This is a genomic window from Fimbriimonas ginsengisoli Gsoil 348 (assembly GCF_000724625.1).
GTDB classification, from domain to species: domain Bacteria; phylum Armatimonadota; class Fimbriimonadia; order Fimbriimonadales; family Fimbriimonadaceae; genus Fimbriimonas; species Fimbriimonas ginsengisoli.
The window spans coordinates 533,635-555,214 of the sequence record NZ_CP007139.1 but is presented as its reverse complement, the minus strand read 5'-3'; the positions used below and the strand labels follow the sequence as shown (position 1 = coordinate 555,214).

The window sequence follows — 21,580 nt, the reverse complement described above, 5'->3', positions numbered from 1 at the left end:
GGGATGCTGCCACTATAGTCCACCGTTTTGTACAATGGGAGACATGATCGCCACCGACCGCTTAGCCGCCGAATTCGATGCCGGGAGCCGTGACGGCTACTTCGTCGCCCGCGACCTCTTCACTCCGGAAGAGGTCGCGGAAATTCGCGAGACGTTCATGGAGATGAATGCGAACGGGCCGGTCGAAGGGCTCTCGGAGATCGTCGGCGGGCGCGGCGAGTACACGCCGGACGACCCGCTGCGCTTCTATCCGCGGATGATGCAGCCCCATTTCCATCCGGAGCTGCCGGTTGGCCCAGTGGCGAAGAAGTACATGCTGGACCCCCGGCTGCGGCCGTACCTGCGAGCATTTATGGGGGACGAGCCGGTGGCGGTTCAGAGCATGTTCTACTTCAAGCCGCCGATGGCGCGGGGGCAGGAACTGCACCAGGACAACTACTACCTGCGTGTGAAGCCGGGAACGTGCATGGCGGCGTGGCTCGCGATCGACGATGCCGACTTCGAGAACGGCGGCATGAAGGTCGTGCCCGGCTCGCAGGATCTGGAGATCGCCTGCCCGTCGCAAGCGGATGCCTCGATCTCGTTCACGACCGATTTCGTTGCCCCGCCGGAGGGGATGTCGGCGGTGCACGTGGACTTGAAGGCGGGCGACGTGCTCTTCTTCAACGGCAGCATCATCCACGGCTCATCGCCAAACAGCAGCGCGACCCGGTTCCGGCGGTCGCTGATCTTCCACTACGTGCCGCTATCCAGCGAGGAAGTGGGGAAGTGGTACGGCATCGCGATGGAGACGTTCGACGGCGACAAAGTAGAAATCCAAGGAGCCACCGGCTCCGGCCCCTGCGGTACCGCGCAGCCAATGCGTCCGCACTGAGTTTCGGGAAGCGGGAAAGATGGCAAACGGAAGGCGATCTCGAGGGATATATTCGTAATCTTCGGCTGAGCTTTTGACAGGGGCGGGCGCCCCCGATACACACGGGCTTGCCGCCCGTGCCACGTGGGGCCTCGGGGCTACTTTCCTTTTTTGTCGGCCATGTTTGAGCCGAGCTGAGCCATTCGGGCCTGGGCGGCTTTTGCTTCGGGCGGCATGTTGGGGTTGTTTTTCTGGGTTTGTTCCATCATTGACCGCTGCTGGTCGGCGGTCAGGACTTTGCCATCGTCTTCCGCTCCACAACCGAAGAGGGGTAGGGATAAGAGGGCGGCGGCGAAGAGTTTATATTTGGTCATCCAGGCTCCTTGTAAACTGAATTAATGCCGCGGCAGGCTACCGTCGGCGGAACGGAGTTCCCTCGGGCACAATGCCCGAGGGAAGGTCTCGAAAGATCCTAGTACGGATACCAGGATTGACTGCCGAAGTCGCCCACGCCGGCAACGTAAATGTTCTTGAAGAACTTCAGCGAGCCTTTCGGCATCGCCTTTACGTGTCCGTCCGCAAACGCCATGTTGCCGGTTCGGTTGAACCGGTAGCGCGGATGCATGCCGCATCCGGCCCACACGGCTCCGGCCGTCCCCGCGCCGTCGCAGTCGAAGTTCGAGGCGACCTCGGAACGGTCGTTGGTCGGCTGGCCGTTGTTCATGCCGACGCCGGCGGTCCAGTCCCACTCCCAACTCGTGAAGTAGCACCAGCCCCAGGTCGCTTCGGTCTTGCCCTTCTCGACGAGAATGATCTTGTCGGAAGGAGCGTCGATGACCGAGTTCGAGTAGGTTCGGCGGCCAGGGTTTGTGGAACCCCAGTTATCGGGGAAGAGATCAAGGTGGACGCCGTAGTTGAAGCTCTGGGGGACCGGGAACCCGGGCACCTTCCAGAGTCCGTCCTCGCCCCAGGCCTGGAAGACGCCGGAGTTCTTGTTGACGGCGGACGTACCGTTCTTGATGTAAGGGTAAATCATAGCGGCCCAACTAACTTGGAAGTCGTCGACGCCGTACTGTGATTGAGGGATGGTGTCGTCGTAGTCGTTCTCATACATCTGCAAACCAAGGTTGATCTGCTTTTCGTTTGAGGTCGACTGCGTCTTTTTCGCGGCTAATTTCGCCTGGGCGAAGACCGGGAAAAGGATGGCGGCTAGAATCGCGATAATCGCGATAACAACCAACAGCTCGATGAGAGTGAATGCTCTACGATGAGTCATGATACGTTCTCCTTCGGGGGTGCGGTTGACCCCCGCATAACCAAGCCAGTGGCAAATTGACGGCCGGAAGCGAACTCGCCCCGAGCCTGGGCTACGACGGCGAGGAACGCCGCGAAGCTCATTTCTTCGATCGGCTGACGAACCGATGTCAACTGCGGACGGAGTTGTTCGGCGGTCGCGCTATCGTCGAATCCGATGACGCTAAGGTCTTCTGGGATACGGATTCCCCTTTCGCGACAAACGGCGTATAGGCCTCGCGCGCTTTCGTCGTTGGCGCAAAGGATGGCGGTTGGCCTTAAGGGTGCGTCGAGGATTTTTCGGGCCGCTTCCGCGCCCGGCTCGGCCAGGAAGTCGCCGCATTCCACATGCCGCGGGTCGACGGGGAGTCCATGGGCCGCCATTTCGGCGCGGTAGGCGTCTTCACGCTCATCTCCGTCCGTCGTCCGGTAGCTTCCGCGGATGTGCCCGATGCGGCGGTGGCCGAGTGAAATGAGGTGCCGCACCGCCTCGCGGATGCCTCCGGCGTTGTCGGCGATAAATGCCGGCTCCACGCCACAAGCGGAGGAGCTTACGATCGCGAGCGGCGTTCCCGGCGACGGCATCGACGTCGCGATTCGGGGGACCAAGTAGATCACGCCGTCGACGCGAGAGTCTTTGGCCAGATCGATATATTGGGTCGGGTCCGTCCGATCGTAAGCGGTGAGGAGCGCAACATCGAGGTGGGTTTCCTCGGCGGCGTTGACGATGCCGTTGAGCGCGAGATGGACAAACGGCGCGAGGATCACGTCGCGCACGGTGCAAGGGAGGACTACGCCGATCGTGTTGGTGCGCCGACTGGCGAGCGATTGAGCCAGACGGTTCGTCCGGTACCCCATTTCGCGCGCAGCCTCGAAGACACGAACCCGCACCTCTTCGCTAACGGGCTTGGGCCCGTTATTGAGTGCGTAGCTAATCGTGCTTGTGCTGAGATTCAGCTTCCTCGCCAGATCTTTGATCGTCGCCGCCATTGGTCGAACCGTTTCGACTTATTCGAAACAAATTCAGTGTAAGCGCAATGAAGGAAAAATGCCAAGGCCTGGCCAATAAATCGCGGCCCTCGATTGGAGAATCGTTTCAGCAAATGCAAGAATCAGACTTGCTCTTCGGGACTCTCCACCGGAAGCGCCTCGGCGATCGCCCGCTCGGCGATGGTGTAGGCCTGGCGCAGAAGGCGCAGCTTATCGAGATCCTCGCGTAGCGACTCGAGCGAGGTGTCGGTGGCGAGAAGCGTCGTCGGGCAATAGTTTCGAGCCATTTCGCTTGCCTCGGCCCCGATTTCGGTGAAAAGCTCTCGAGCGCGCTCGATGAGAAATGGAGACGGGCCGAGCGAATGGCCAACGCCGGCTTCGGCGAGCAGGTTCAGCATTGCGTCGTCCGAGCGCTTTCGCAAGCTGGATCGAAGCTCCGCCAAGGGGCCGCGTGCCCAAGTGAGCGTTTCCAAGGTATCGCGAGACTGTCGCCAGTTGGCGGCGGCATCGTCGAGAGCCGTAAGGTCTCGAGGAGTGAGGCCGGGCGTCACCCGACCGGCGACGAGATCAAAGCCGAGTCGTTCCACCGCAAGCCGGCGGGGATCGGATTCCCATTGCCGAATTTGACGCCGTTTCTCATCGTCCTCCCTGGCTCGAAGGATGAGCACCGTCGGGGAGCCAAAGCCCAAGAACGCCATCCAAAGCAGCACGACGCCGATTCCAAGGTAGCGGGGGGCTCCGATCGCGCTGAGGAGGGAGAGGGAAAGGATGACGACGAGCAACGACACGAGGGCAAATGCCACAAACCGCACTAAGCGCCGGTTTCCGGTGAGCACGGGCCGCGCCGGAAGCAGCGCACGAACCGCATGCCGGACGTTACGTGTGGGATCGGCATTTGCCATCTATCCTCTATTATCGGTATCCGGTGAGCCTGAATCTAGGGAAAAGGCCCATTGTCCTTCCAAAGCATTGCCACGGGAACAGGTGACTAGACGGATGTCGTCCCATCCATACACGCCGGCTATTTTCTTCGAAATCAACGGTTTGGCCGGAAAGGAAGTATGAGATGTTAAACGGTTCAGTGACCTTAGATCGGGCGAAAGAGAGCGTTGGACGCTTGGGTATCAGCGCAACCCGGGCGACCCATGCCGTCGAGGACCAGGCGGCGCGTATCCCCTCCGACACCTTTCTCGTCGCGGCGATCGCCAGCATCGGAACGGCGCTCGTTTGCGAGATGACCGGGAAGAAACATGCTGGGATCTTCATTGGTCTACTGGCGCCGACCTTCCTGGCCTTTGGGCTCTACAACAAGATCGCGCGGGCGCAGCGAGAAATGGATTACTGATGGCGGATACCGACGGCAAGGTGCTACGTTCGACGGGTGGGGGCGACGGCCCGTCTGGGGACGATCCCTATATCCCGGGCAACGCTCCCAGCCCGGGCGGCGTCGAGCCGGCTCCGCTCGATGAGCGGGAGCAGGAGGCGGCCGAGATCGCGCATCGGGATCCCAAAGGTCAAAGGGGGCCTTCGTACGAGCGAAACCGCGGGCGAGAGGATGGTGCGGACGGGGGGAGCTCCGATTCGCACAATTCGCTAAGCCACGCCGATAGCGGCGACGAAGGGGTGTCGAGGAAGTAGGACCGCGAGCGGGGCTAACCTGAACGAGTGGGTACTACGCGGCTAGACGGCTTCGGCGTATTGTTGGGCGATTCCTGGGTGGCTGGACACTAAGTCGTTGATCTCGTCGATTGACGCGATGAGGGATGTGGCGCCTAGGGAGCGGACGCTTAGGGAGCCAGAGGCGGCGGCGAAGGCTAGGGAACGGCCGATGGGCCAATCTTGGCTCAGGCCGTAGAGCATGGCGGCGCGGAACATGTCGCCGGCGCCGGTGGTGTCGACGATTGGGGGAGAGGGGAAGGGAGGATAAGCTCGCACCTCTAGCTCGGGCGAGCCGGCGACGAGGCCGTTCGGGCCGTCGCTGAGGATTGCGAAGCAACCGGTACGATCGACGAGGCGTCGCACCCACTCGGTGTTTCTCACGACGTCGCCGCGGAATCCGGCCCAGTCGGTACTGGATTGCCAGATAGATCCTGGCGCCACCGGGTCATCGTCACGGATGAAATCCATGAGATAGACCTTCATCCCGGCCCCCAACGCGGCTCGAGCGGCTTGCCGGGACACGCCGCCCATATTGGGTTCGGCGGTAAACCACTCCCCTCGAATCAGGGGCAACAGCTTGGGATCGAAGACCGGCTCCATTGCCGAGAAACCGAGGCCGAACATCGTTCGATCGCCGTCGGGCGTCACGTAGATATCGCAAACCGGCGTTCGAAATCGCGGAGGCGGCTCTCCGGCGGCTTCGACGACGAGCGAGCGCTGCTCCAGAAGCGCTCGGAGGTAGTCGGCCTCGGGTCCCTCGCCCAACGGATTGCCGCAGAGTCGCACATCTGCCCCCCAGGAGGTGAGCGCGGCGGCGGTATTCGCGGCTTCGCCACCCAGTAAGGTGGTTTCAGATTCGATTTCCACGTACGTGCCGGGGCCGGGTAGGGCGGGAATCCGGCGGATACGATCGAGGCAGACGGTACCGAAAACGAGAATCAAGGCAGGGGAACCTTACCTTTTCGGGGTGGCGGGGCGTTTTCGCTTTGCTCGGGGTCTGGGCGGGAGGCCGGGGCGGCTCGTGTATTCTCGTTACCGGTGATTTGGTTTCAAACCTTTTTGTGTTTCCTGCTGTGGGTTGCCTATGCGGTTTGGCAGACACGGCGGGCGGGCACGATTAGGGTTTGGGCTTACGGCATTCCCCGCTTGAAACGCGGGCTCGTGGCGGCCGCCCTCTTCGCGATACCGGCGGCGGCGCTGCTTGGGCTGCTCCTGGGAATGGCTTCGGCGAAAGCGACCACACCGTCCGGGTTGGTTGCCTGGGCTTGGGCCACGGTAGCCGTGGCGGGGCTTGGATACGTTCATACTCAAACGTTGGCTACCGCCCTCCTGGTGAGCTTGGCGCATGAAGCGGTAACGCGGGATCGTGCCGAACCGTCAGAACCATTGAATCACCTAGGAAATACCTCCGATGAAGCACCTTCTCCTTAGTTTCGGCCTTCTCTTCGCACTCGGCGCCAGCGCAACCGCCCAGATATCGACTCCCCCGCTGACGACTCCGAAGGCCGCGGACAGCGACCGGGCGATCATTCGCATTCGCCAAGTCGACATGCTCATCCAGATCCTCCCGCTAACCCTGAGGAAGGATCAATACGGGCCGATTCTTACCGCGCTGGAGAGGGCGCGCGCCAAGGAGAAGCAGATTCGTTCGCTGGAAGACGACGACCTCGCGAAGATCGCCAAGAAGCTGGAGGACGCGGTCAATAACGGGATCGACAAGGGTGAGTATCCGCCGAAGGAGCTGCAGGTCGAGGCCGCAAAGCTGATGCGCGCCATGGGGATCCGCCGCCAGATCGCGACCGCGGAGATGACCGACGAGTTTGTGGAGGCGACGAAAGGGGTCTTCGACGATGGCCAGAAGAAGGTGATGGCGAACTCGCTCGACCTGGTGCTCGACCAAACCAAGAAAGATTCGATGAAAGAGGAAGACAAGGTCAAGTTCTTCGTCAAGCGGATTTTCTTGGATGAGGTCACCTACGATTTGCTCTTGAAACTTCAGAAGCACGCTTCCTGAGATTTGGGCCGACCGTCGCGGGGCGGGGGCGCGGCACGCGAAGGTGCCGGCTACACGTCCTGCGGAAGTAGGGAGAAGCGGCGGTCCTCAAACATCACCCGCCATCCCCGCGGTCTCGCTTCCTGGCGCGGCATATCTCGAAGTTGTCTCGGACAATTCGAGAGTTCGGGTGGTCCTTGCCTAACGCCGCCTCAAATCCCGACACGGCCCGTTCGTAAAGGATAAGCGCTTCGTCTTGCCGGCCCAACGTATTGTAGGTCATGGCGAGGTTGCTCATGCTCGTGAGGGTTTCCGGGTGCCGATCTCCTAGCGCGACCTTGCGCGCCGCGAGGGTCTCCTCCTGAAGCCGGAGCGCGTCGTCGGGCCTCCCCATCGCCCGGTAGGTCTCGGCGAGGTTGTTCATGCTCGTGAGGGTTTCCGGGTGCCGATCTCCTAGCGCGACCTTTTCAGCCGCGACCGTCTCCTCCTGAAGCCGGAGCGCGTCGTCGTGCCTTCCCATCGCCGAGTAGATAACAGCGAGGTTGCTCATGCTCGTGAGGGTGTCCGGGTGCCGGTCTCCGAGCACGATCTTGCTTGCCGCGAGCGTCTCCTCCTCAAGCTGGAGCGCGTCGTCATGCCTCCCCATCGCCGAGTAGGTCTCGGCGAGGTTGTTCATGCTCGTGAGGGTTTCCGGGTGCCGATCTCCTAGCGCGACCTTGCGCGCCGCGAGGGTCTCCTCCTGAAGCCGGAGCGCGTCGTCGGGCCTCCCCATCGCCCGGTAGGTCTCGGCGAGGTTGTTCATGCTCGTGAGGGTTTCCGGGTGCCGATCTCCTAGCGCGACCTTTTCAGCCGCGACCGTCTCCTCCTGAAGCCGGAGCGCGTCGTCGTGCCTTCCCATCGCCGAGTAGATAACAGCGAGGTTGCTCATGCTCGTGAGGGTGTCCGGGTGGTGTCGCCAAGTAGACGGGTGCGCTCGCTGGAGGCGAACTCTGCATGGGCGATCGCGTCTCGGTACCGGCCGGCTCGGTAAAGGTTGATTACCGCGTTGTTCGTGATCTCGCCGAGTCGCGAAGCGGCGTCAACATGGTCGGAGTCTTGAAGTACCGCCTGAGTTACGCGGTGGATGACGAGGCGGCCATCCGTGGGTACGCGCTCGATGAGCGCGGAAGCTAGGGCGGCGGATCGAATAGCCGCGAATCGGGCGAGATCGCTCGCCAACGGCTCTCGCATCGTTACCATCTTCTTGGTGAACAGGTCCTCCGAGATCGCGTCCGGGGCGAGGAAGGCGCAGCAGAGGACCAGCTCAGCGGCCGCGGGATCGTTTTCTCGGAGCCTCTCGAGGGCGCGAATGACAGTGACTTGGGCGGAGTCCGGGTGAGTGGTGGCGGTCGGCTTGCCCCGGTTGCCGAGGATGCGGACCCGGTTATTTCGATAGTCGGCGAGGAACTCGGCGACGGTCAACCCTTCGCTGCGGATCGCGCTCCCCGCGTGGTGGAGCGCGAGCGGCAAGCCGTCGAGCTCCTCTGCGATGAGGCGGGCGTGCTCTCGGTCCGAGTCCGAAAATTCGTTCCATTCCCAAGGCCCCGCCTTCTCATTTCCGAGGCCGAGGCGAAGGACGTACAGCGCGCCGACGCTCACGTCCATCTTCGTGATTTCGAGCTCGCGGATGTGGTCGCCCATTCCGCGGTGGCGGCAGGTGAGGAGGACATGGGCTTGGGGCAGGGCCGCGAGGACCTGCTGGAACTCGCCGGTTCCGACGATCTCGTCGACGTTGTCGAACACGATCAGGGCTCGCTCGGTGCGGCCAAGCTTGTGAAGCGCTTCGGCCTTGAGCGGCCCGATCTGCTCCTGGGTGGCCTCGTTGGACAACTTGGGATCGGCGATCTTCGCCAGCCCGAAGTCGAGGGCGGAAAGGCTCTCCGCGACGATGAAGTAGCCGATGTCGTACCGGTCGCGGTTGCGCTGGGCATAGGCGAGGGCGAGCTCGGTTTTGCCGATGCCGCCAAAACCGCGAAGGCCGGTCGGCTGGGTGATACCTCCGGTTTCGCCGGCGTCGAGGATCTTCCTGAGGTCTTCCAGGTACCTGTCTTGACCCGTGAAGTAGGCGCTGGGGACGGGGATGCGCCAGTCGGCGGTCGGCGCAGGCTGGAGCTTTCGCAAAATGCGTAGTTGTTCGTCTTGCTTTGCGGCGACTGCCTTTACGTCCTCCCGCAGTCCCGCAATCTCGTCGACGAGCGTGGGCAGTTCGTGCAGGAAGGACGAGAAATCAGCTGGGACTGGCGCTGCTTCTATCGCATTAACCTGCTCTCGGCTTAGCGTGAGAAGGCGGTCGAGCTTTTGCGAGACATCCCAAACGTCCTCTTTCTTAGCGGCGCTTCCGACGAGGTAGCGGATCTGCTCGCGGGCTCGAGCCTCATCCGCCCGAAGCGCTGGATCGGACAGTGCTTGCAAATAACTCACGATCCGCCCGTGCTCGGCCCTTTCCTCTTCCTCAAAGCGCCGCCTCTCTTCCGCTGACGCCGCCTGCTTTCGTTTAGCCTTTCGGTACAGCAGAAAGGCGATAAGAGGGGTGACCACGTGGAGCCCAGGGACGGCGACCGAAAGGGTGCCGATGGTGGGGAGGGCGGCGTTCGACAAGAATTCGTTGACGGCGTCGAGGAGGCCGTCGTGTTCCAGCAGTTCTTTAACTCCCTCGCCGACCAGCGCCACCGATTCGACGCCGTGCGTCGTCTCGATCAGGGTGCGCATCGACCCCTCGGCGTGCTTCTGCTTCTCGGTACTCATTCCTGGTGCCTTAGGTCAGATTATCCTATGGCCTTGTCCCCGTGCGGGCAAGCAGAAAATACGTCACTGAGCTGAGGCGCAGAGTAGACCGTCAAGCACAAGTGCGCGTAACCCGGGGATTGTGGTCGCGGACAAATTAGGCTTCATTCCTCTTGCCTGATTTCACCCGTAGCCCGTGGCTTTAGCCGCGGTTCAAGGTTCTGCCGGGGATAAATCCCCGGGCTACGGGCGAATCTGGATTGTCAATCTATTTGGTTGGTGACCACTATCCCCGGTTGGGCTTTGATCGGCAAACGCCGGCAGCGACCCTCCACACGCCGTCTGGAGGGATCGTCCGACTTTTCCATACTGGGAAACGTACGTTCGGTTCATCGGCGAGGGCGCCGACGCTACGGGTGCTATTTCCCTCGGTTGTTCATCCAGTCGAGGAACTTGGGGTCGTCCATTCGGACGCTTTTTAGGCCGCGCCGCTTTTTGAAGGTTGGGTCGGACGGGTCCATCGTAGCCTCGGGCTTGAAGACCCGTGGGTCGACCGGGACGTGGGTGTAGGGGGTGAAGTCGGGGGTGGTGGTGAACATCTCGTCGAGCGGCGTCGCCATCGCGTCGAAGAGGTTGTTGGGGCCGAGGCCGAAGATCGAGTAGATCGATCGGATGATCGACATGATGCTGGTGTGCTCGTGGGCGACGTAACCTCGCTTCGCGTAGGGGGAGATCGCGAGGACGAAGCTGCGGTGCCGGTCGATATGATCGTTGTCTCCGCCGGAATCGTCTTGGGTGACGAAGATCGCCATCTTTTTCCACTCGGGAGTGTGGGAGAGGTACTCCACGGTCCGGCCCAAGGCTAAGTCGTTGTCGGCCATGTAGCTGCAGACGTACGGGTAGCCGGCGGCCAGTCGGGCGCGGTCGCCGTGGTCGTTGCAGAGGGCAATGTTGATGAACTTGGGAAGCGGTTTCCCTTTGCTGCGGTAGTTCTTCTCGATATCTTCTTTGAACCAGTCGACTCGAGCGATGTCCGGGATGTTGGTGTTGAAGATCGGGAAATCGAAGCAGGTGTTGCTCATGAGCGCCTTCGGCATCGGGTAGTTGACCACCTCGACCGCGCCGGTTCGGCTCTCGGGTTCGTCTTCGCCGACGCCTGGAAACTCGAACCCTTCGCCGTAGTTCCGGAAAGAGATCTTGTTCCGGTCGAGGTGCTCCCAAAGGGAGCCGTTCTCCAAGTAGTCCTCCGGAATCTGCGATCCGTTCGAGCCGTACGGGACGAGGCGTCCCTTGGCATCATTGTTCAAACGGAAATCCCATCCTGCGTAGAACAGCCGCGTGCTCCACAACGACGGATAGACGCCGACGAGCCAGCGGTGGCCGTCGCCGCTCGCCTGAGGCTCCATGTAGAAGTTATCGCTGATGCCGAACTGCTCGGCGAGGCGGATATGGTTCGGCATGATCGGAAGCCGCTCGCTCCTCCCTTTCTCGGCGATCCAGCCGTTCATGCCGAATTGCGCGTATTCCGGCTGACCTTCGACCCCCTTCATCCCACCGAAGATGCCGTCGAAGGTGTGGTTCTCCTTCGTGATGAAGACCACGTATTCGATTTCCTTGGGGAAGTTGGGCAGGGGGCGATGGCTGGGCACCAGGCCGTTGTTGGCCAGCACCTTTTGCGTGAGCTCGGGGAGCTCGGCGTCGGTGGGAACCGGCACGCGATGAATCATGCCGGGCATATCGGGCAGGCCGGTTCGGTCGTCGTTCGCGGGGCGGCCGCTTAGCGGTCCGCGCGGTCCGCGCCCGATCCCCTTCTGGTCGGCGATCAGCAGGAACTGGTCCTCCCAAAGGGTGACCTCCATGGGGAACCAGCCGGTGGGAATTTGTCCGAGGACTTTGCCGCTGCGAGGATCTAGAACCGCGACCGCATTGAGTCCGCTCTCGCAAACGTAAAGCCGCTTACCCGCTTTGTCCATCGCCATTCCGCTCGGGATGACGCCCCTTAACCGGGAGACCAACGGGGTGGGGGTGAGGCGGAATGTGGAAAGGGTCTTGAGGTCGCTTCCGTCGAAGACCTGGACGGTGTCGCTGTTCGCGTTGCTCACATAGAGGCGGCCGCCTCGAACCAGGAGAGCGTTCGGCGCGCTTCCGCCCACGGCTTTGCCGCTATCCGCGGGAGCATGGATGAGGAGGCCGCTCTTGGCGCTCTTGACGAAGCTCGGAATCCCGCCGCTCACCGAGTACATGGAGATCGACTGCGCATCCGGAACCAACGGGCTGCCGAGGCCGGGGATCTTCTTTCCTTCGAACTCGACCCCGTCCTCGCTCTCTTTGCCGGGAAACTCATAAGGGGGGCGGCTGATTCCCTTTGGCTTGCCACCCACGACGCTGCCCACGACCGAGTAGTCGAATAGGCCGATATTGGCCACGTAGATCCGGGTTCCGTCCTCGTTCATCGCGAGGGCGTATGGCTGCCGTCCCGCTTTCTTGCGGTCGCGAACGACTCCGGCTTTGAGGTCGACGGTGACAAGCTGCTGGTTGGCAACGTCAAGCGCGTAAGCGGTCTCCCCGTCTTTCGTGAGAAGCAAGTCGACGATGTAGGTGTCTTTCACCCCGCCGACGTTCAGGTCGATCGTTTTTGCCCTTTCGAAGCTGAACGGGTCGAGGATGCCGATGGCGCCGTCGTCGCCGAGCGACACGACGAGCTTTTGCCCGTCCGGCGTGAACCGCCCCGCAGGAGCCAGTCCCTTGACCGCCACCGCTTTGCGAACGCGGACGCCGCTACGAAACCCGCTGTGCGAGGTCAGCCCACCGTCGTTGAACCCGATGACGCTGTCGCCGGATGGGTTAACCGTGATGTGCCAAAGATCCTCGCCGGTGTAGAGCCGCTCTCCCCCTGGCGTAAGCAGACGGCCGTTCGGGAGAATCGACGTCCCACCCGGCACGACCCGCGCGGGGTCGAGTCCGGCGGGAGCGAATAACGGAAGTTGAGGCGACTGCGCGGCGAGGGCCGCGATCAGGAGAGCGAGCATTCGTCTAGCATAGGCGGTTCGACGTTCTCAGAAGGTTCTCTGGAGGAGAACCTTAAATGCTCCTTATTCCGAAGAGGCTAGTTCGCGGTATGAACTTCGTTTTGTCGCGCGGCCGGGCGTAGAATGACGCTATGGCCAGCTTAATGGGACGGGTGGAGGAAGATGGAAGCCAACGCCTTCGGTGGAATCCCGAAGCTTTACAAGAAGCCATCAATGCTGGGGTCGTCGACAAGTCCTCGCGCTACGAGATTTTGGATGGCGAGTTATACGAAAAGATAGGACAAAATTGGCCGCATGCATTCGCCGTCGACGCGCTGTTGATGGCATTTCGGTCTCTCGACCCAGAACGATTTCACACGTCCATTCAAAATCCATTGATCATTGGGCAGGACTCGCCAGAGCCCGACTTGAAGGTTCTCAAGGGTTCGTTGCGTATGCGGAGGGGTCATCCAACCGCCGATCAAGCCTTGCTGATCGTAGAAGTTTCAGACTCGACCCTGGCGATGGACCGAAAAATTAAGGGTCCAATTTACGCGGCAGCAGCCGTGCCGGTGTATTGGATCGTCGACTTAAGCCGTTCCCGAGTGGAGGTCTTCTCTCGGCCGGAGAGCGGAGCGTACGCGGAAACCCGAATCTTCGAAGCCGGCGAAGAGATTCCTCCCGCGTTCGAAGGAGCTCCTTCGGTTCCCGTTTCCGATCTGTTGGCTCCCGAAAAGTAGCATCGGCTGGGAGCCGATGCTACTTTTCGGACTTACCTTTCTACTTCGCTTTGGAGTCCACGTCGGACGACGAGGAACTTGATGCGCTCGGGTTGGAAGCGCTCGCGGAGCACCTCGACCGCTCGGTGCACTTGCACCGTGCCGCCGCAGTAGAAAAGGTCGACGGCTGCGTAGCCGTGCTCGGGCCAGGTGTGAATCGTGTAGTGCGACTCCTGGATGATGACGGCGCCGCTGACGCCGTACGGCTTGAACTCGTGGAACGATTGCTCCACGACCGTCGCTTTGCTCTCGACCGCGGCCGCGCGCATCGCGTCGCCCACGTGGTCTTCGTACTTCAGCATATCGCCGCGACAGCCGAAGAGCTCGATGAGCAGGTGCGAGCCGAGGGAAGCTTCTTCGCCGGGGCGGAAGGGAAGTCCGGTCTCGTCCTTGCCGAGCCACGCTTCGAACGCCGCTATATCGTCCGCGTGGATGAGCGTCCACCCGGAATCGGTTTCGACTCGCGGAGCCATTGGCTCCGCGACGGCGTTAAACGATTTACGGCCGAAAAGGCGGCGTAACCACGCCATCGGCTGACCGAGGGCTGAGGGGGCGGCGATAGCGCCGAAAACGAGGGAGCAAGCCAGAAGGTTGCTAACTGGGATGAAGGAGTTTGCCAATCACGTAGACCTCACCGATAACCGTTGCGCAGACACAAGATAGCTCTTGCGCGGAAAACCCGACGAACTGTAGCTGAAGCGCGGAGGAAATCTCCCGAGGAGTGCTCTTGCCGCTGGGGGCAAGTCGGGGCTTATTCATTCGTTCCATCCGGCAGTTGCGCATCTAACCGCTTCAACTAAGAGGTTTTCTCCTAAGGTAGAGAATCCCTACCGTAGCCGCCCCACGGTCACCCGTGACGCAGGGGGGATAATACCTAACCCTCCCCCCTGTGTCAATCGAGATCCGTTGCCTGGGGCACGGGTTATACGACTCCACTTTCGCTTGCGGCAGTTCACCGATTGGAGGATTGGAGGAAAAATAGCTTCCTTTTGCTGAGAAATCCGAGCTTGGAGGCTCGATCTACTCATGGCCTCGGTACCGGAAAAGAGCGACCGAACCGGCCCGAGCCTTAAGGCCGCGGGCATAGTAAGCCGTTAGAGTCCCCTCAGTATCGCTCCCCTTTTTCGGAGTTCATGGCTATTGCGGCACAGTTTCTCTATAATGCCCCTCGGTGTATTTTGAATGAGAAGATTGATTGGGTTCTTACTGCCGCTATTGACGCTGCTCTGGATTGCGGGTTGTGCGGGTTCGGGGGCCCACGCTCAACCCGTTGCCCAGAGTTGGACCCTTCCCGTCGCGGGAGGAACGTTCACTACCTCGGACGGGCGGGCAACCCTTATCCTCCCTGCTGGGGCGGTCGCCGGCGATAAGGTCGTGACGGTAGCCCCGATCGGCAACCCCGCCCACCCGCCAACGGGTCAAACCTACGCGGGCGTCGGCTATGCGTTCGCGCATGTCGACTTTGCGTCCGCGGCAACGCTTCGGCTCTCCTACGTGGCTGGATCAGTGCCGGCAGGATCCGTTTCGTCACTGAAGATCTATCGAATGGCGGACGGCGCTTCGACGTGGACGGCTGTCGATACCGCCGTCGATCCCGGCACGCATAGTGCCTCGGCATCCATCAACGGATTCTCCAGTTACGCTCTCTTCTACCCAGCGGGAAGCGGCTGGAATTGGACGAGCGCGGGTGGCGCCTTCAGCTTGGAGAGCCTCTCCGTCGTCCTTCCGGCATCGGCGGTGACCACGCCGGTGGAAGTGCAAGCCCGAGAAACCCCCACTTCCTTCACCCCGCCCAGTGGCTGGGTCGAGGTACCGAGCTCGAGCTTCGACCTGGGGTCAAGCGACGTCGATCTGCACACTGCCTCACCCATCGCGTTGACCATCTCGTACCCCGCTTCGGCAGTGCCCGAGGCGGTGCGTCCGCAAACCAGAATTTTCTACAAGATGAACGCGGACGCCGCGTGGGTTCAACTGACGACCGTGGCGGACGCCGTCCACTTCACGGCGACTGCCCACAGCAACACACTCGGCACCTTCGCGCTTTACTATCCAGCCGACTCGCCCTCCGTCTATTACATCGAGGAAAAGAACCGTGAGGGGACGAACGATAACGACCTCAACGTCTACGTTCCGTCCGGGTCCGGCGAACAACTTCTCTACACGGCGCTGATTACGGGAAACCAACGCCTGTTCGAGGATTCATACCGGATCGACGATCACAGCTTCCTCGGCTTGGAATTCACTACGCCGCATTGGTACGTCACCCGTTTCGATGCGGCCACGCAGACGTCGTCGCATCTGTACGACGTCACTCCCGACGCGGGTTGGAGGTACGACTCGATCATAGCAATGCGGTCGATTCACCCGGGCCATGGAACCGATGTAGTGATCTCCACCCAGGAAGCGGAAACGGGAGCCGGCATCCATGCTCGCGACCGGCTGATTTTGTACCGGACCGGCGTCGCGCCGGTGGTGATCGCGACCAATAACCGGCTTGCGTCGGATGTGCCGACAATCCTCCGAGCCATGGATGTCGGGTCGTCGGGTCAGGTTCTGGCCAATTCGCCGAACGGCCTTGTGGTCTTCGACTCAGGTGGTGAACACATCCTTGCGGGTGTCGATTCGTTCGCTCAGCAGGCGCGCTTCAGCCCATCCGGAACCAAGGTGCTTTACAAGCAGTTGGGCGGCACCGCCGCGGGATGGATGATCTTGCCCATTACCGGAGGCAGCGCAACTGCGGTGCCCGGGATGACCACTCAGAACCTTCTGAGATGGTCAATAGACGACGATCACCTTTTGGCCACGGCGAACTCTCCCAACCAGATCCTCGTGGTTAACCTGCTGACGAGCACCACTTCCGTCGTGGCTACCGCGGCCGATCACCCCCAGGCGTTCTTCGTGGATGTAGGGCCACGATAAGTCGCCGGAACTCCATCGGCGCTTAATTTCGTGAGACACTAAGGGTCCGCTCCATCTACCGAGCGGATCCGGAGGAACTGTGAACCTAACTCGAACGACAACCCTCATCGCCGTGGCCGCCCTCGCAGGAAGCGCCCTTGCCTCCAACGAAGGGACGCGTCCCGAGACGCTCAACGTGACTTACGGCGGCACCCAGGTGGGCGCCGTCACCAACGCCGCGCTGAACTTCATCAAGCCGAAAGTCGGCATCAGAATCGGCGGAGGGCAGTGGAACGAGTTTATGGTGAACGCGGGCGTCGACGTCATGTTCAACGTTCCGCTGCTGCCGTTGCCGGCGATTCGGATCGATGCCGAGGTTTGGGGCAAGCCCAGCGGCTTTGGAAAAGATCGGCGTGGAAACGCTGTTTCGGTGTTGGGAGTTCAAACTCTGGCGCTGGGAGGTTATTTCGGCCTCGGTCCGACCTACTATTTCTCGGACAACAATGGCGATCACAAGAGCGGGTTGGGCGCGAAGCTGCTCGGAGGCTGGAACTTCCCGCTTACGGACTTCTTCGTCGAAGGGGGGCTTCTCATCGGCCCGTCGCCGACGCCGTTGTTTATCACGGTCGGCAAGAGGTTCTAGGTTCCCTGGCGTTAGGGCGTTGGGCGTTGTGGATCTACCTCAACGCCCAACGCCTATCCCCTACGGAGTCCTTGACCAGTCTCCGTATTGCTGCAAGTTGTTGAAGCTACTAAGGAAGATCGGCTCGACGGGCGAGCCGTCGGCGAACTTCGTGTAGTTCAGAAACGAGTCTTTCGTGATCGCGCCGTTGCGCGGATCCTTCATCACCGGGCAGATGGCATAGCGGAGACCGTCGTTCCTTGTCGTTTTGGTAACGAATCCTTTCCTGAAGAGGTTGTCGATCTCGGAGGTTCGCTTAATGATGGGCGTGCCGTCTTTGGCAAGTCCGTTCTTTGCCTTGAGTTCGGCGAGCATCTTCTGGCCGTCCTTCGTCTTGAACGCTTTGTCGGTGTAGCTGACCCAGGTGTGAAGCCAAATCCCGAGCGGGTCGTTGCTGAAGTAGCCATGGCTGGTATCCAGAACGACGGCTTGACGAAGCGCTCCGAGTCCGGCCGGATCGGTTCCTTGGGACGGGAAGAGGTATTCGACGTAGCTGTCGGCAATCTTCCTCGCCCGCTTGCCGGCGGCGTCGGCTGTGAAGACATCGGGACCGGCCCCCGCGAGCACCGCGAAGAAGCTTGGGCTTCCCGAAGCGTTGTAGCCGCCGGACAGCCCGATGATCCGCGACTCGCTCTGCCAAGGGAAAAGCGATTTGTCGACGACCGAGCTGGCCGAGGGCGCTACCTTACGGCCGCCGAGTTTGGCAACATCGATGCCGTTCGCTTTGTAGAACGCATCGTTGAAGTCGTAGATCCGGTCCGAAATTCCGGCATGGGCAGCGGCGGCGATGAGGAGAGTTGAGAGGAGAGCTAATTGTTTTTTCATGTTCCTGCCGATAAATGAGGCGGCAGGCGGAGACCATGATACATGGACATGAAAAAGACGAGGGCCGCTAGATTTCGGCAAACTCGGCTTCTGTTAACCTTAGGTCCGCGCCACCGATGATGCCGGTGACTTGATCTGGATGTCGGATTCCGACGATCGCGGCGGTCACGGCGGGATTGTGCAGGGTCCAGGCGATGGCGGCTTCGCCGGCGGAGAGACCGTGCGTGGCGGCGATAGATCGGAACTTATCCGCCACCGCCAGGTTCTGGGTTAGCAGCGGCTCCTGGAAGGCGGCGCCGCGACTGCGCCAGTCGTCGGCAGGCAGCGACGCGATCCGCTCTCGGGTCATGGAGCCGGTAAGTAACCCGGAACCCATCGGCGAATAGACGATGGCGCCGATTCCATTTTCAAGGCAGAACGGGAGGATCTCCGCTTCCGCGTCGCGCCGGATCGCGGAATAGGGTGGCTGCAGGGAGGTAATCGGTGCGATCGCGAGAGCCCGTTTCATCTGCTCGACGTTGAAGTTCGAAACCCCGATCCAGCGGACTTTGCCCTCTTTTTGGAGCTCGGCCATGGTCGTCCAACCTTCTTCGATATCCTCTTCCGGTTGCGGCCAGTGGATTTGGTACAGATCGATTACGTCGGTCTTGAGCCGGCGAAGGGAGGCTTCGCACTCGTTGCGAATCGACTGCGCCTTTAGGGAAGGGGTGATGGCGCCCGATTCGTCCCAGGCTCGCTCGCATTTGGTGAAGACGTACGGCTTCTGCTCCATGCCTCGGATCGCCTTGGCGACGATCTCCTCGGAATGGCCGAGCCCATAGACCGCGGCGGTATCGATCCAGTTGATCCCGTGGTCGAGAGCTCGCTGGATGGCGAGAATCGACTGATCGTCGTCCTGATCGCCCCAAGCGAACGCGTACCCCGAGCCACCGATAGCCCACGCTCCTATGCCGATTCGGGTGATCTCCAGATCGCTGTTGCCGAGCCGCCTTTTGTCCATTGGATAGAGTCTACGGATCTTTCCACTGATCGTTTTGCATTGCTCGACGTCCCTACCGGCAATGGCGCCTATGGAAGGCCGGGAGGGAAGGGAATAGCCGAAGACGTACTGGAGAGCAGATGAGTCGCAAGCTGTTCGTCTTGCTGTTCGTCACCGTGCCGCTTCTCGTGCTGGTATTGGTGATCGTGGGGCTAATGGTTTGGCCTTTTATCTCCTATCGGGAGCTTGCCGGGCCTCGGCTGGCAACGACGGACCTGCAAAATATCCGCAACGCTTTGGATGCTTATAAGCTCGACTGTGGACACTTCCCGACAACTCAAGAGGGACTTGCCGCGCTTGAGAAGAGCCCACCGCAGGCACGCGGCTGGCACGGCCCGTACTTCCGCGGAGCAATTCCCAAGGATCCGTGGGGGCGTCCGTACCGGTATCAGCTTTCGAGGAACGGTAGGTTTACCGTAAGCACGCTCGGCGCGGACAATAAGCCCGGCGGCGACGGCGGAAACGCCGATTTGTCGGTGACGGAGTAGCCGCGTGGCACTGGCATCTTGCCAGTAGGGCCCAAGGGCATCCTGCCCTTGGCGTTCTTTCACGACCAAGATGGTCGTTAGGGTTCACCGGCTGGGGGCCGATGCTGCGTTTACACGACCAGGATGGTCGTGATACGCATGGGCTGGAAGCCCGTGCCACGTTCAAACTGGCAATTGCGAACCCTGTCAAACTGATGGTCAGATGACACGTAGAACGGATGACCTCCGGGTGTTGGAGGTTCGGCCGCTGCTTCCCGCCGCGATTCTCCATGAAGAGATTCCCCTGACCGATGGGGCATCGGAGGTGGTGGCGGAGAGCCGAGCGGCGATCGAGGCGGCACTGGCGGGAGACGATCCCAGGTTAGTGGTCGTGGTCGGGCCCTGCTCGATCCACGATGTTAAAGGGGCTCGCGAGTATGCGGAGCGGCTAAAGGAAGTCTCGGAAAGGCTCAAAGACGAGCTGATCATCGTCATGCGTTGCTACTTCGAAAAGCCGCGGACGACGGTCGGTTGGAAGGGGCTTATCAACGACCCGCGGATGGACGGCTCCGGACGAGCGAACGAGGGGCTCCGCCTGGCGCGTGGTCTCCTTGCCCATGTGGCCGAGCTTGGCTTGCCCGCCGCCTGCGAATTCCTCGATACGTCGATTCCGCAACATTACGCCGACCTCGTCGCGTGGGGATGCGTTGGCGCCCGAACCACCGAAAGCCAACTCCACCGCGAGATGGCCTCCGGCCTCTCGATGCCGGTCGGATTCAAGAACGCGACCGATGGGAGGGTGAGGCCGGCGCTCGACGCGATCAAGACCGCCGCGAGTCCCCACTGGTTTCCCGGCGCGACGAAAGATGGCGTCTCCGCCTTCGTAAGAACTTCGGGAAACCCAACGTGCCACCTCGTCCTTCGAGGGGGCGCCAAGCCGAACATGGACGAGACGAGCATTCGAGAGTCGTCGGAGAAGCTGGTCAAGGAGGGTTTGCCGGGCCGGGTCATGGTCGACCTAAGCCACGGCAATAGTCAGAAGAATCATCTCAAGCAAGTGGACAACGCCGAGACGGTTGCCGGGTACCTCGAATCGGGAATGAAGGAAGTCTTTGCGGTAATGATCGAGTCGTACCTTCACGAAGGGCGGCACGATCCGCCCGTTTACGGCGTGAGCGTTACCGATGCCTGCCTCTCGTTTGAGCAAACCGTCGGCGCGTTGGAACGGCTGGGTCGGGCGGTAAAGAGCTCATAGTGTTACTTACCTTCATACCGACGGTAGAGAAGGTAGGAGTCGAAGACCGGCCAGAGCATGATGAGCATGAAGAGGGTGAACGTGATTCCGAATGGGATCCCGATCAAGGCGAGGGCGGCGACTACGAGCCCTCCGAAGAACCAGAGGGAGGCGGCGTGCCGGTGGGTGAGGTCCCAAACTCGCTCGCTTGCCAGGGTCCAAGGCGTCCGAACACCCATGTAGAAGTTTCGCCGAACACGACCCATTTGGTTACCGAAGAAGGTGCAGAAGAGACCCAATACGACCATCATCGCTCGGTCCATCGGGAATTTTGCTCCGGCCGTCGCCTTGAGAATCACCACGTGGAGAACCGCCATCAACAGTGCGATCATGAACATGAGCATCCCGTAGGTCTTTTCGGACCGGTCGACTTCAAATTGCTTGGGGGACAGTCGCGGAAGAGCCCAGGTCAGAACCATCATAAACGCAACCGCGATCGGGCCGAACCAGAGGGCGAACGCCGGACTGCCGTAGGCATCCGGCTTGCCATCGATGCCCCAGTGCGTCGGTACCACACTGGCTAGCGTGCCGGCGAGGGATCGACTGTACAACCCAGTCGCAACGAGCAAAAATGCCTGGGCGAGCAGGCTCTGACGCGTATTCATTCTTCTTCTCCGCTTGGCTCATTTGGTCCGAATAAATCGATGAACATCGCCATCAGGTCCTGAACCACGGTCGTGTTCAGCGTGTAGACGATCTGTTGTCCCTCGCGACGGCCAACGATCAGGTCGGCCGCCTTGAGAACGTTGAAGTGATGCGACATGGACGGAGCGGAGATCTCGAACCGCGAAGCGATTTCGCCTGCCGCCATCTCCCGCTCGCCCAGCATTCGGAGAATCTTTCTCCGAGTCGGGTCCGCCATCGCCTTAAACGCTTCATCCATCATGAGTTGATTCGAATATTAGCCAAGTGTCTAATTATACGGAGCGATTGTTGCGAGGTTGCATTGGGGTGATCAGAAATCCGGCGGACCGCTGCTCTCCAGAGCGGCCGCCGGGGAATTTTCGGAAGGCCGCTCTGGAGAGCAGCGGTCCGGC

22 protein-coding genes are annotated in these 21,580 nt (G+C 61.0%); 9 read left to right on the top strand and 13 right to left on the bottom strand.

The genetic code is table 11. The features are described from left to right. Positions 1–43: 43 nt before the first annotated feature. Positions 44–874: a phytanoyl-CoA dioxygenase family protein gene (locus tag OP10G_RS02565; protein ID WP_038473938.1), complete on the top strand. Its 831-nt coding sequence runs from the start codon at positions 44–46 to the stop codon at positions 872–874. A 137-nt stretch (positions 875–1,011) separates the two neighbouring features. Here OP10G_RS02565 and OP10G_RS02560 read toward each other — a convergent pair whose 3' ends face one another. From OP10G_RS02560 to OP10G_RS02545, 4 genes are all read right to left on the bottom strand, one after another. Further along, positions 1,012–1,227 carry a hypothetical protein gene (locus tag OP10G_RS02560; RefSeq protein ID WP_025227449.1) on the bottom strand — a complete coding sequence of 72 codons (216 nt, stop codon included), beginning with the start codon at positions 1,225–1,227 and terminating at the stop codon, positions 1,012–1,014. 98 nt (positions 1,228–1,325) lie between these two features. Further along, entirely contained in the window at positions 1,326–2,129 is an 804-nt protein-coding gene (locus OP10G_RS26670) for a prepilin-type N-terminal cleavage/methylation domain-containing protein (RefSeq protein WP_025227450.1), read from the bottom strand. Continuing rightward, positions 2,126–3,136: a LacI family DNA-binding transcriptional regulator gene (locus OP10G_RS02550; protein WP_025227451.1), complete on the bottom strand. Its 1,011-nt coding sequence runs from the start codon at positions 3,134–3,136 to the stop codon at positions 2,126–2,128. Before OP10G_RS02550 ends, OP10G_RS26670 begins: the two co-directional genes overlap by 4 nt. A gap of 122 nt (positions 3,137–3,258) precedes the next feature. Continuing rightward, positions 3,259–4,038, bottom strand: coding sequence for a hypothetical protein (locus OP10G_RS02545; protein ID WP_025227452.1), 780 nt, complete (start codon positions 4,036–4,038; stop codon positions 3,259–3,261). Between the two features lie 164 nt (positions 4,039–4,202). Between OP10G_RS02545 and OP10G_RS02540 the strand changes: the two genes are divergently transcribed. Together OP10G_RS02540 and OP10G_RS02535 are read left to right on the top strand one after the other, a co-directional pair. Further along, positions 4,203–4,481, top strand: coding sequence for a hypothetical protein (locus OP10G_RS02540; RefSeq protein WP_025227453.1), 279 nt, complete (start codon positions 4,203–4,205; stop codon positions 4,479–4,481). Next, the gene (locus OP10G_RS02535; RefSeq protein WP_025227454.1) at positions 4,481–4,774 is read left to right on the top strand and encodes a hypothetical protein; all 294 of its coding nucleotides are present in this window, start codon (positions 4,481–4,483) and stop codon (positions 4,772–4,774) included. The genes OP10G_RS02540 and OP10G_RS02535 overlap by 1 nt, the downstream gene beginning before the upstream one ends. A 42-nt stretch (positions 4,775–4,816) precedes the next feature. Here the strand turns inward: OP10G_RS02535 and OP10G_RS02530 are convergent, their stop codons facing one another. After that, on the bottom strand, positions 4,817–5,737 hold the full coding sequence (locus tag OP10G_RS02530; RefSeq protein ID WP_025227455.1) for a carbohydrate kinase family protein: 921 nt from the start codon (positions 5,735–5,737) through the stop codon (positions 4,817–4,819). Positions 5,738–6,206: 469 nt separating this feature from the next. Here OP10G_RS02530 and OP10G_RS02525 point away from each other — a divergent pair, with 469 nt between their 5' ends. Next, complete coding sequence (locus OP10G_RS02525) at positions 6,207–6,809, top strand: hypothetical protein (protein WP_025227456.1); 603 nt, start codon at positions 6,207–6,209, stop codon at positions 6,807–6,809. 94 nt (positions 6,810–6,903) lie between these two features. Here OP10G_RS02525 and OP10G_RS02520 read toward each other — a convergent pair whose 3' ends face one another. The 3 genes from OP10G_RS02520 to OP10G_RS02510 form a co-directional block, all read right to left on the bottom strand. Next, on the bottom strand, positions 6,904–7,716 hold the full coding sequence (locus OP10G_RS02520; protein ID WP_025227457.1) for a tetratricopeptide repeat protein: 813 nt from the start codon (positions 7,714–7,716) through the stop codon (positions 6,904–6,906). Then, positions 7,713–9,572, bottom strand: coding sequence for a DUF7779 domain-containing protein (locus OP10G_RS02515; RefSeq protein ID WP_025227458.1), 1,860 nt, complete (start codon positions 9,570–9,572; stop codon positions 7,713–7,715). Before OP10G_RS02515 ends, OP10G_RS02520 begins: the two co-directional genes overlap by 4 nt. A 398-nt stretch (positions 9,573–9,970) precedes the next feature. Then, positions 9,971–12,580 carry an alkaline phosphatase family protein gene (locus OP10G_RS02510; protein WP_025227459.1) on the bottom strand — a complete coding sequence of 870 codons (2,610 nt, stop codon included), beginning with the start codon at positions 12,578–12,580 and terminating at the stop codon, positions 9,971–9,973. Between the two features lie 131 nt (positions 12,581–12,711). Between OP10G_RS02510 and OP10G_RS02505 the strand changes: the two genes are divergently transcribed. Further along, a complete protein-coding gene (locus OP10G_RS02505) occupies positions 12,712–13,299 on the top strand; it encodes a Uma2 family endonuclease (RefSeq protein WP_025227460.1) in 588 nt (195 codons plus the stop codon). A gap of 32 nt (positions 13,300–13,331) precedes the next feature. Here the strand turns inward: OP10G_RS02505 and speD are convergent, their stop codons facing one another. Next, positions 13,332–13,958 (bottom strand): adenosylmethionine decarboxylase, encoded by a 627-nt coding sequence (gene speD / locus OP10G_RS25575; RefSeq protein WP_144240956.1) that lies wholly within the window; start codon positions 13,956–13,958, stop codon positions 13,332–13,334. A gap of 562 nt (positions 13,959–14,520) precedes the next feature. Between speD and OP10G_RS02495 the strand changes: the two genes are divergently transcribed. Both OP10G_RS02495 and OP10G_RS02490 read left to right on the top strand, forming a co-directional pair. Next, positions 14,521–16,257: a hypothetical protein gene (locus OP10G_RS02495; RefSeq protein WP_038472388.1), complete on the top strand. Its 1,737-nt coding sequence runs from the start codon at positions 14,521–14,523 to the stop codon at positions 16,255–16,257. A gap of 79 nt (positions 16,258–16,336) precedes the next feature. Further along, the gene (locus OP10G_RS02490) at positions 16,337–16,879 is read left to right on the top strand and encodes a hypothetical protein (protein ID WP_025227463.1); all 543 of its coding nucleotides are present in this window, start codon (positions 16,337–16,339) and stop codon (positions 16,877–16,879) included. Positions 16,880–16,939: 60 nt separating this feature from the next. Here OP10G_RS02490 and OP10G_RS02485 read toward each other — a convergent pair whose 3' ends face one another. Then, the gene (locus tag OP10G_RS02485; RefSeq protein WP_025227464.1) at positions 16,940–17,743 is read right to left on the bottom strand and encodes a hypothetical protein; all 804 of its coding nucleotides are present in this window, start codon (positions 17,741–17,743) and stop codon (positions 16,940–16,942) included. A gap of 67 nt (positions 17,744–17,810) precedes the next feature. Beyond that, a complete protein-coding gene (locus tag OP10G_RS02480) occupies positions 17,811–18,743 on the bottom strand; it encodes an aldo/keto reductase (RefSeq protein WP_025227465.1) in 933 nt (310 codons plus the stop codon). Between the two features lie 119 nt (positions 18,744–18,862). Here OP10G_RS02480 and gspG point away from each other — a divergent pair, with 119 nt between their 5' ends. Next, entirely contained in the window at positions 18,863–19,270 is a 408-nt protein-coding gene (gene gspG, locus OP10G_RS02475; protein ID WP_025227466.1) for a type II secretion system major pseudopilin GspG, read from the top strand. A gap of 202 nt (positions 19,271–19,472) precedes the next feature. Beyond that, positions 19,473–20,504, top strand: coding sequence for a 3-deoxy-7-phosphoheptulonate synthase (locus tag OP10G_RS02470; RefSeq protein WP_025227467.1), 1,032 nt, complete (start codon positions 19,473–19,475; stop codon positions 20,502–20,504). 2 nt (positions 20,505–20,506) lie between these two features. Here OP10G_RS02470 and OP10G_RS02465 read toward each other — a convergent pair whose 3' ends face one another. Together OP10G_RS02465 and OP10G_RS02460 are read right to left on the bottom strand one after the other, a co-directional pair. After that, positions 20,507–21,148, bottom strand: a complete 642-nt coding sequence (locus OP10G_RS02465) for an SdpI family protein (RefSeq protein WP_025227468.1) — start codon at positions 21,146–21,148, stop codon at positions 20,507–20,509. Next, entirely contained in the window at positions 21,145–21,426 is a 282-nt protein-coding gene (locus OP10G_RS02460; protein WP_025227469.1) for an autorepressor SdpR family transcription factor, read from the bottom strand. Before OP10G_RS02460 ends, OP10G_RS02465 begins: the two co-directional genes overlap by 4 nt. Between the last annotated feature and the right edge of the window lie 154 nt (positions 21,427–21,580).